Consider the following 9,006-nt stretch of genomic DNA (forward strand, 5'->3'; position numbering starts at 1 on the left):
CGCCGACCGCCCTGCCCGTGGCCAGGACAACACCGCTGACCAGGCCGCGCCAGGCACACGGCATCAAAATAAAGAGCAGTTTTTGCGCCGGGGTGGCGCCCAAGGCGTCGGCCGCGGAGAGGTAGCCGCGCGGTACTGCGGCAAAGGCATCGGTGAAGAAGAGGATCATGGTGGGCGCGATGAGGATGGCCAGGAGCAGCCCGGCCGAGAGAATGCAGTATCCCGAGCCCTGGCCGGCCCACTCCCGCACCAGGGGCACCAGTAGGAAAATCCCGGCAAATCCGTAGACCACCGTGGGGATACCGGTCATGAACCGCACCAGCCGGTGGAGAAAGGCCGGCAGCCGGCCCCGGCCCAGACCGCTGATCAGGGCCGCGCAGCCCAAGCTGAGGGGAATGGCCACCATCAGGCTCAGGCCGGCAATGGCGATGGTGCCAACGATCATGGGGCGATGCCGTAGATCCCCTGGGCCGGCCGCCAGGCTCGATCAACAAGCTTAAAAATTGACCCTGGGCCATCAACGGAAGGCCCAGTACGACCATGAACCCGAAGATGGACAGGGTGACGGCCGCGCTTGCGGCGGCCATCGTCCCCAACACGCGCCTGACCCAAGTTTCCATGGTTAGTTGACGGTCACAAAACCCTTGGCCGCCGCAATCTTCTGGCCGGTGGGGCTGAACAGAAAATCGATGAAGGTTTTGGTCAGGCCGGTGGGATCGCCCTTGGTGTTGCTGAAAAGGCCTCGGGCAACGGGGTATTGGCCGTTTTTCACCGTTTCCAGGGTCGGGGTGACACCGTCCAGGGCCACGGGCACGACACTGCTGTCAATGTGCCCCACGGAGACGTAGCCGATGCCGTAGGGGTCGCCGGCCACGGCCGATTTCATCGCCCCGTTGGAAACGACCACATTGGCCTTGGGGCTGATCGCACTTTTATCGATGGCCTTTTTCCAGAAGACCTCCCGGGTCCCGCTGGCCTCATCGCGGGTATAAAGATCGATGGTTTTGTCCGCGCCGCCCACATCCTTCCAGTTGGTGATCTGGCCGGCAAAGATGGCCTTGACCTGCTCCTTGGTCAGGGCGGTAACCTTGTTTTTGGGATTGACCACCACGCCGACGCCGTCGATGGCCCACTTGAAGGGTTTCAGGTCGTACTTGGTGATTTCCTCGTCCGTGGGCTTGCGGCCGGAGTTGCCGATGTTCACCAGGCCTTCGCCCACCTGTTTGATGCCCACGCCCGAACCGCCGCCGGCCACGGTGATCTGGATATCCGGATAGCGCTGCATGATCTGCTTGGCCGCTTCGGTCATGACCGGAATATGCGCGGTGCCGCCGGAAATGGCCAGCGTTCCCTTTTGTCCGGCAAAAGCCTCAAGGTCATCGGCCTGGGCGGGGGAAATCCCCGTGATGACCAAAAGCCCCATTGCCACTACCATCCATCCCTTGATCCAGTGTCTGCCTCGCGACATGTGCGACCTCCTCGGTTGTGTGTCCATCGTGATTTGAAATAGGGAGAAAATTCCTTGAATAACGGGGGTTAGCGTTTGCTATCATCGCAACTGGGAAATGTCTAATCGACAAAATGGATACAAAGGCAGGGATGGATTGAAAATCTGGATCAAGCCGGCGATGGTTCGACTTTGACGTGATCCCTGGGTTGGATGGCCGTGACGCGAAAGATTTCCACGGGATCGGCCTTGCCCCGGATGGCCTGCCGCCCGGCCGACACCACCTGGATGCATTCTCCCAGGGTTTCACACAGCGCCGTGGTGGCCAGGATCTCACCGGCCCCGGCCAGGCTGCTGAGCCGCGAGGCGAGATTGACCGTGTCACCGATCACCGTATATTCCATTTTTTTCTGGGAACCGATGTTGCCCGCCACGACCGGGCCGGTGTGGATGCCGATGCCCACCGATGCGAGCAGGGCGTTTCCCTTCAGGCTGGCTTGTTTTAGCTGGGCCTGCAGTTCCAGTGCGGCCCGAATGGCGCGCTCCGCGTGGTCTTTCCTGAAAATGGGCACACCGAACACGCCCATGACGGCGTCGCCAATGAATTTGTCCACATAGCCACCGTAGTTGAGAATCGCGCGGGTGGCGATTTCGAAATAGGTGTTGAGCATTTCGACCACCGCCTCCGGTTCCCGGTTTTCGGCATAGGCGGTGAAGCCGCGCATATCGGCAAATAAAATCGTGGCTTTATTCTTGTGTCCCTTGAGCCACATCTGTTCCGGGTCGGCCAGAATCATCTCCAGGACGTCCGATCCCACATATTTGCCAAAGGATTCGCGGGTCAACGAATGCCGCAACAGCTCCTCGCCCATCTGGTTGAAGGCGGTGGCCAGGTTGCCCAACTCATCCTTGCGATTGGACGCCACACGGTAGTGGTAATCCCCCTTGCCAATGGCTTCGGTGGCGGCGACAAGCTCCTGAATGGGGCTCGCAAAACGGACACCTAAAAAATGGCGATACCCAATCCGAAACTCACCAGGCCCAAGGTCATGACCGCGATGGCCTGTTTTTCCTTGTCGACCAAGTGCTCGATGAAATCCAGTGAAACGCCCACATGGACTTTTCCCAGCGGTTTGTCCTGAAAACCCACGTCGCGGGTGAGATTGAGAATCCGCTCGCCGGATGGATCGGCAAAGGCGAAATAGGTGATTCCGCCGCGGGTCACCGGCCGTTCCGCGTTCTCAGGAATGTTCCACTGGGTGCCGATGTGGTTCACATCCGTATGGGCCTGGATGAGCCCCTGGGTGTCGGTGATTACCGCATAGCGTAGGCCTTCGGTGGCCGTGGCCGCCTTGATCAGGGTGTTGAGGCTGAGAATATCGTTTTCGATGAGCGGAATGGGGGCGTTGTCGACAAAGTAGTTGAGACTGACCGTGCCGACGGACACCGTCTGGTCGAACAAGCGGGTTTTCTGCCGGTTGATCATGAAGTAGCTGAAGGAGACGATCGTGACCGTAACGATGAGCAGCATGCCCATGCAGAGCTTGAACCAGATGGGCAGGATTGGCGTTGGCAGCCGATGGACGAGGGCGGCGCGGCGGTCAATGATCAGTTCCCGGATGTTGTCCGAGAGGGAGGCCACCGAAATTTCGAAGTTTTCGTTAATGGCCGCCACCACCTCGGCTTCGGTCGCCAACCCCAGTTCGGTCATCATGTGGCCCAGGCGAACCGCCTGGCCGGTTTCGATCAGGCGCTGGCGCTGAGCGGCCAGGACGTCGTTCAACTGGTTTTCCGTAAGGATGCCACGTTCGATCAGCACCTGGCCCAGCTTCCGATCCTCGGGCGGGCGGCGCCAGACAAGGTTCTGGATCGTGGAAAGGAACTTTTTTGGAAGCAGCTGCATGTGGCACCCAAGGGATGTGGGTTTTGGGGTATGAAACCTGGCCCGACTATAATGGGGCGGGTTGGCCGGTGTCAACACAGGCGGCGAAACGTTGACAGGCAGGTAGGGCGGGACTACTTTAATGTATCGTATTCAGTGATTGGATGGCCATCAGGAAAGCCTGCGACCCGCCTTCCGTTTTTTCTCATTCACGGAAGCATGCGGGTCGCAGGGGTGATAGACCTTGACGGGCGTTTTTTTCTCCGCCCAACTTTACATTGAAAGGCGGTCGCCGATGAAGACAGCCGAGGACATGATCCGTGACAAGGGTGGGGCTTTGGTGTCAGTGATTGAAAAGACACGCGTAATCGAAGCCCTCAAAACCATGCAGGCGAACAAGGTGGGGGCGATTTTGGTCACCCGGGATGATGAACCGGTTGGCATCTGGACCGAACGGGATCTGATGCACAATACCCTTGAAGACACGTTCGATCCAAAAACCACGCCCATTGCGGACGTGATGACCACCTCACTGATCTTCGCACCACACACCGACACGGTTTACAATCTGATGGATAAGTTCTTGGGACTGCGCGTCCGTCACCTGCTCATCCAGAAGGATGGCCGCACCATCGGCATGCTCTCCAGTGGTGACGTCATTAAAGCCTCCATACAGGAGAAGGATCAGGAGCTTAAACAGCTCAACTCCATGGTGGGCTGGGAGTATTACGAAAATTGGTGCTGGACGCCTTCCAAGTAACCCGATCCGTTATCAGGAGGCCTTTGGCGGGCGGGGCGGACTGACCAGCGCCTCTCCCGACAGAATGCTGACGCCATCCTGATTGACGCAGGTGGTCTTTAGTCGAACACGCTTTTTGGCTTCCAGCTTTTCAATCACCTCAACGGTGGCGGTGACCGTGTCACCGATGTAGACCGGCGCCAGAAAATCGAGGGATTGATGCATGTAAACCGTTCCAGGGCCCGGCAAGCGCGTACCGATGACGGCACTGATGAAGCCGGCCGACAACATGCCATGGGCGATACGGGTCTTGAAGAAGGTCCCCTTGGCATAGGATTCATCGATGTGGGCCGGGTTCAGGTCGCCGGTGACGCCGGCGAAAAGATAGATATCGGTATCGGTCACGGTTTTGGAAAACCGAGCCTGATCGCCGACGTTCAATTCGTCGAATGTTTTTCCTATCATTTCCTATCCTTTACGGTTTTCGCCGATCGCTGAGGACGGGGTTGAGATGAAATACCGTCCGAATCTTGCGGGTCAGGTGGTCGTGAAGTAGTCCTCAACCTTTTTGAAGGCATCATCCACGGACTTTTTATAGGTTTCCCGACCTTTCTTGAACGCATCCACCCACTCATTCAACGCTTTCTTCCCCTCTTCGGGCAGCCATGCGGCCTGACTCAGCATGGTATTGGCCATGGCTTCGGTCTGGTCCTGAACCATGACCAAGGCGTTGTAGGCATTGTTGAACGCGGTTTTGTTGAAATCTACCATCTGTTTGAATACCTGTTTCTGGTCCATTTGCTCCTCCTAAAATTGTGTTGTTGGAATGCCTCTACTATAGAACGCCGGTCGAAGAAGTCAATGATTAATTGTTGCATCGCACAAAAAACTGGGTGCCGTTTATCGTTTTTTCTGATTTTCCATTTTTAATTTTTATTTCAATGCATTGATAGCGAATTGGAATGTTCCCCGGCGCGATGACGGAGCCGGATTTCTGTGCAAGATTTGTTTTATTGGCGCATGGGATTTGACTTGTTGGGATGGGTGGGCTATCTGTTTTCCGTTTGAGTGTTAATGATCTGCTTTTTTCTGAAAGGTCTGCCACGCATGTTCTGCTCCGAAAGTCATCCCGTGTGCCATGCGGCGGCTTCCGCGGGTAGTCCCTGCGGTGGGATGCCGACGCTGCCGTCATGTCCGGCCTGCGGCAATCGATATCGCCCGGGCAGTCATTTCTGTGACCAGTGCGGCATCGCCCTCCGGCCGGAACGCATTCCGGATCGGCTCGCCTTGAAAGGTGAACGAAAACAGGTGGCGGTCCTTTTCGCCGATATCAGTGGATACGACGATATCATCCAGCAGATCGATCCGGAAGACCTCCGCGAGGTTACCCGTCCGATTTTTCAAGGGATCACCAAGATCGTCGCCCATTACGACGGCGGTGTCGATCGCATGCTTTGGGACGGCGTGATGGCCGTTTTCGGCATGCTCCAGACCCACGAAGACGATGCCGTTCGGGCCGTTCGTGCGGCGCTGGATATCCAGCGCATGGTCGCGCAGACGGAAGGCGCGGCGGTCACCACCATTGGCCGGCCGTTGGCCATGCGGTTCGGTATTGCCTGCGGGTTGGTGGTCAGCGGGGCGGTTCAGACACAAAGTGGGCGGTACGGCCTTACCGGGGATGCGGTCAATCTGGCGGCTCGGCTCAGGGATCTGGCCGCGCCAGGCGAAGTTCTTGTGGCGCGTGGGGTTTTCTCCATGACCGCTGGTTTCTTTCGATTCGAGGCATCTCTCCCGGTTACGATCAAAGGCCGTGAAGAACCCATGGCCGTGTTCCGGCTACGGTCCGCGGCCCCTCAACCCCAAAAAGTGCGGCGGATCCATGGGGTGAGGACCCGGTTGATCGGACGGGATCCGCAGCTGAAACGCATGCAAGACGCCGTTTTGCGCCTGCGCCGCGGGCAAGGGACGGTGTTGACCCTCTGCGGCGATGCCGGCACGGGCAAAAGCCGCCTGGTCGCCGAATTCAAGGCATCGGTGGAAAGCCCCGGCATTCGCTGGTTGGATGGTCATGCCCATGCGTACAACACGACCATCGCCTATTCTCCGTTCATCGATATGCTCAACCGTCTTTTCGACATCGGCGAGGCGGATGCGCAAGCCGTGGTCCGGCAGAAAATCCACGCCGGTGTGGACCGGTTGTTGGCCGATGGCGCTGAAACCGCCGAATGCCTGGTCGGATTGTACGCCCCTTCCCTTGCCGAAGAATGGGCGGCGGGTGCGGAAGACGTCAAATCGAGGCTCCATCGGGCCTTCATCGCGCTTTTATCGGCACTTGCCGGAACGGGCCCCACGATCGTCTGTCTGGAAGATCTGCATTGGGCAGACCCATTTTCCCTGGCATTGCTGCGTTTCCTGTTCAAAAAAGCCGCTTTGCCTTTGTTGATCGTGGTCAGTCACCGACCACCGTTGACATTCACGTTCGATACGATGGGTGAACGGGTCTCCCCTGCCTGTGAGCCGATCCTGTTGGACGATTTGGATCTTTCCGCTTCACGGGAGATGGTTCGGTCCATGCTGGATACCGATACCGTCCCGGAGGCGCTTGACCGCTATCTTGTTACCCGGGTGGGGGGAAATCCCTTGTTCATCGAGGAGAGTGTCAATACCCTGATCGACACCCAACGACTGGTCCGCCAGGGAAAGCGCTGGCATTTTGACGACCCCTTCGACATGTTGGATTTTTCCGGCACCATCAACGCGACGGTCCACGCCCACCTGGACCGCCTGGAACCGACGGCCAAAGCCATTTTGCAGGAAGCCGCGGTCATCGGCCGGGTTTTTCGATTGTCCCTTTTGAGGCGGATCACGGCGTTTCCCGCCGCGGTCACCCGCGCTATCGAACAGATGCTAAACTTGGGCCTGATCCGGCGGGCCGACGAACCAGGCGAAACCGGTGGACCGGTTTTCCACTTTAGGTATGCCATCGTTCAGCAGGTGGCGTACAAGGGCATGCTGAAGAAAGACCGGCGGGCCATCCACGAAAAAATCGCCCGCGCGCTGGAGACCCTTTCCCACGATGGACCGGACCGGGTGGTCGAATCGGTGGCCTTGCATTATACCCGGGCGGACTGCATCATCGAGGCGGCCGACTGTTTCATTCGCTCCGGCGAGAAGCGTCTGCGGCGACATGCCCCGGCGGAGGCCCATGGGTATTACCAACGGGCCTACCGGCTGCTATGCGGGATTGCCAGCCCGACCGTTACGGAACGGACGTTGCTCGTCGATCTGATCATCAAATGGTATTTTGCGTTTAACCAACAGGGTTGGGTTTGTGAGCTGCTCGATCGGCGCGACATCCATGCGGAAATGGTCCGTCAGCTCGGCGATCCTCTTCGGGCAGGCATGTTTGACCTGTGCATCGGCTGGGCCCTATGGCGACGCGATAAGGCCACCGAATCCCTGGTCTACCTGCACCGGTCGCTGGCCTATGGCTGGTCGCTGAAGAGTGATGCGCTCATTGCATACAGCAGCGCCTGCCTATGCCGAACCTGTACCGATCTTGGGCGGATGGATGCGGCTTTGGCGCATGGTCACCAAGCCGCCGTGGTAGCGGAGCGAATGGAGGCCGATCATGCGCTGATCCGTTTCAATCTGGCCGGGTTGGGGCGGCGCCATTTTTATACCGGGGATGTAACGGCCTGCTGGCAAACGGGAGAACAGCTGCTTGCCGCCGGTGAAACCATGGAAGATCTCTGGACCGTCTCGGAGGGCTGTTTTCTCATGGGGGCGGCGCGGATGATCGCCGGAGATTTCGACCAGGCCGAAGCCCTTCTCGAAAAGGCCATTACACTGGCCGTGCACCCGATATACGCGCTCAACGCGAAGTATCTTCTCAGTTGTGTTTATTTCTTTCAGGGCCGGATCGATATGGCCGCCCGCACCCTGGAAGTGGTGATCGCCGCTGCTGACAGATGCGGTGACGATTCCGTCGGCACCTCGGCCAACGCCTTCTATGGCATCGTCTCGGCGGCCAGGGGGAATCTGGCCAAGGGGACGACCATCATTCGCCAGCGGATCCGCAGCCTTCGGGAACATGGCAAGGGCAATCACGAGCTGCTTTTCACCCATATGCTGGGCCAATTTTATCTGTACATCGCCCGGCGGCAGGGGACACTGAACTTTAGAGGCATTATCAAGAACGCCTGGTTTCTCTTGCGAACTTTTCCGCGGGCCTTTGACTTGGCCGAACGTTATCTCCTGCAGGCCATCGAACTCGGTGCCCGGACCCAATCGCGCCAGCGGTGGGGCCTGGCTTGCCTGGATCTGGGGCGGCTTTACGCCCATGGAAAAAATTCGCGGCTGCCCGGTCCCAGATCGTTCACAGCATCGATCTTTTCCAGGGCTGCGGCGCCGATGGGTTTCTGGCGGAGGCCCAGGCCGCGCTGGCCGATTTGCCGCCATGACCGCGCTGAACCGAGAACCGGGCGGGCGTGTTGTGATTGCTTCCGGTCAAGAGGGGCCGGTGGTGGTGATCGCCTCGGGAGATCATTGGCTGGTGGTCGAGAAGCCCGCGGGGATGAGCATTCACAACGATCCGGGAAGGGATCTCTGCTCCCTGGTGCTGGCCGCGGTCCGCAAGGCAACCGTGCCGGCCATGGCGCCCGATGTTTCGGGAATCCATGCCGTCCATCGCCTGGACCGTGACACCAGCGGCATCGTTCTGCTGGCCGTGGACGGAGCGACACGGGCTTTTTTCGGCGCCCAGTTTGCCGCCAGAACGGTTCATAAACGCTATCTGGCCCTGGTTCACGGCACCCTGCCGGTGGACGGCCGCTGGACCGAATGGAACTGGCCGCTGGCGGAAGGGGCCGGGGGACGCAGGGACCCATGGGCCGTGGAAAGCGGATGGCCTGCGCCACCCGCTGGCGGGTGCTGGAT

The 9,006-nt window shown here is 58.9% G+C and carries 9 protein-coding genes and 1 pseudogene; 3 read left to right on the forward strand and 7 right to left on the reverse strand.

The window, feature by feature from the left end:
- The 4 genes from JCM12296_RS29830 to JCM12296_RS29845 all read right to left on the reverse strand — a co-directional run.
- The coding region (locus tag JCM12296_RS29830; protein ID WP_157068017.1) for a PstC family ABC transporter permease at positions 1-445 on the reverse strand (445 nt) is incomplete at its 3' end.
- A 177-nt stretch (positions 446-622) separates the two neighbouring features.
- Complete coding sequence (locus JCM12296_RS29835) at positions 623-1,468, reverse strand: phosphate ABC transporter substrate-binding protein (protein WP_054700635.1); 846 nt, start codon at positions 1,466-1,468, stop codon at positions 623-625.
- A 149-nt stretch (positions 1,469-1,617) separates the two neighbouring features.
- Positions 1,618-2,472: an adenylate/guanylate cyclase domain-containing protein gene (locus tag JCM12296_RS29840; RefSeq protein WP_281492204.1), complete on the reverse strand. Its 855-nt coding sequence runs from the start codon at positions 2,470-2,472 to the stop codon at positions 1,618-1,620.
- Positions 2,451-3,350 (reverse strand): hypothetical protein, encoded by a 900-nt coding sequence (locus JCM12296_RS29845; RefSeq protein ID WP_054700641.1) that lies wholly within the window; start codon positions 3,348-3,350, stop codon positions 2,451-2,453. Before JCM12296_RS29845 ends, JCM12296_RS29840 begins: the two co-directional genes overlap by 22 nt.
- 274 nt (positions 3,351-3,624) lie before the next feature.
- Here JCM12296_RS29845 and JCM12296_RS29850 point away from each other — a divergent pair, with 274 nt between their 5' ends.
- Positions 3,625-4,089 (forward strand): CBS domain-containing protein, encoded by a 465-nt coding sequence (locus JCM12296_RS29850; RefSeq protein WP_054700644.1) that lies wholly within the window; start codon positions 3,625-3,627, stop codon positions 4,087-4,089.
- 12 nt (positions 4,090-4,101) lie between these two features.
- Here the strand turns inward: JCM12296_RS29850 and JCM12296_RS29855 are convergent, their stop codons facing one another.
- From JCM12296_RS29855 to JCM12296_RS40470, 3 genes are all read right to left on the reverse strand, one after another.
- A complete protein-coding gene (locus JCM12296_RS29855) occupies positions 4,102-4,533 on the reverse strand; it encodes a MaoC family dehydratase (protein WP_054700646.1) in 432 nt (143 codons plus the stop codon).
- Positions 4,534-4,605: 72 nt separating this feature from the next.
- On the reverse strand, positions 4,606-4,866 hold the full coding sequence (locus JCM12296_RS29860; RefSeq protein WP_054700648.1) for a hypothetical protein: 261 nt from the start codon (positions 4,864-4,866) through the stop codon (positions 4,606-4,608).
- A gap of 67 nt (positions 4,867-4,933) precedes the next feature.
- The gene (locus JCM12296_RS40470; protein ID WP_172684177.1) at positions 4,934-5,173 is read right to left on the reverse strand and encodes a hypothetical protein; all 240 of its coding nucleotides are present in this window, start codon (positions 5,171-5,173) and stop codon (positions 4,934-4,936) included.
- A 68-nt stretch (positions 5,174-5,241) separates the two neighbouring features.
- Between JCM12296_RS40470 and JCM12296_RS46230 the strand changes: the two are divergent.
- Both JCM12296_RS46230 and JCM12296_RS40475 read left to right on the forward strand, forming a co-directional pair.
- Positions 5,242-6,504 (forward strand): annotated as a pseudogene (locus tag JCM12296_RS46230) (AAA family ATPase); the annotation flags it as partial.
- Positions 6,505-8,644: 2,140 nt separating this feature from the next.
- On the forward strand, positions 8,645-9,006 hold a 362-nt coding region (locus JCM12296_RS40475; RefSeq protein ID WP_246805115.1), incomplete at its 3' end, for a pseudouridine synthase.

The organism is Desulfosarcina cetonica JCM 12296 (assembly GCF_001311845.1).
Taxonomy (GTDB): Bacteria; Desulfobacterota; Desulfobacteria; order Desulfobacterales; family Desulfosarcinaceae; genus Desulfosarcina; species Desulfosarcina cetonica.

Excerpts from the sequence above, each read along its gene's own strand:
- JCM12296_RS29835 (WP_054700635.1), bottom strand. The coding sequence starts at position 1,468 with ATGTCGCGAGGCAGACACTGGATCAAGGGATGGATGGTAGTGGCAATG.
- JCM12296_RS29855 (WP_054700646.1), bottom strand. The coding sequence starts at position 4,533 with ATGATAGGAAAAACATTCGACGAATTGAACGTCGGCGATCAGGCTCGG.
- JCM12296_RS29860 (WP_054700648.1), bottom strand. The coding sequence starts at position 4,866 with ATGGACCAGAAACAGGTATTCAAACAGATGGTAGATTTCAACAAAACC.
- JCM12296_RS29845 (WP_054700641.1), bottom strand. The coding sequence starts at position 3,350 with ATGCAGCTGCTTCCAAAAAAGTTCCTTTCCACGATCCAGAACCTTGTC.
- JCM12296_RS29850 (WP_054700644.1), top strand. The coding sequence starts at position 3,625 with ATGAAGACAGCCGAGGACATGATCCGTGACAAGGGTGGGGCTTTGGTG.